1 protein-coding gene is annotated in these 417 nt (G+C 34.1%); it reads right to left on the bottom strand.

Annotation, left to right across the window (positions count from 1 at the left end; all coding sequences use genetic code 11):
- Positions 1-294 (bottom strand): hypothetical protein (locus tag SB749_RS18745; protein ID WP_410711628.1); only part of this gene is annotated, 294 nt, incomplete at its 3' end.
- Between the last annotated feature and the right edge of the window lie 123 nt (positions 295-417).

Genomic DNA, 417 nt, shown 5'->3' with positions numbered 1-417 from the left:
GAAAGTAAAAATATCCCTTTCTGGTTCGGACTGGTAACTTGATTTTTGAGAGATTCGAAAGAGTTCACCTATTCGATTAACCATATGTGAAAGCTTGTTTCCGTGAGGTGGATAGCTAATGACTTCTTTGACCAAAGATGAACTACTATTGATTGCGCCTAAGTGCATACCAGTATAGGAGATAGGTTTGATATCAGAAACAGAGGTATAAATAGTATTTGTATCAAAATCATCTGATTGCTTTAAAGCTGACAAGCATAATTCTTTAAAATGTCTAATATTTGGAGTCGTCATAGTGATAAATCGATCGAAGCCTGAGTAAACTGGGATCTGTATAAATGCATTTTGAAGGTTCAATGATAAAAGCGTGTTAAATTCAAAAGTGCTAATTTTATCTTTTACACTAGTAATCTCAGC

The sequence above is a fragment of the Brevibacterium sp. SIMBA_078 genome (assembly GCF_046534565.1).
GTDB lineage: Bacteria > Actinomycetota > Actinomycetes > Actinomycetales > Brevibacteriaceae > Brevibacterium.
This window is presented reverse-complemented; position numbering and strand designations above follow the sequence as displayed.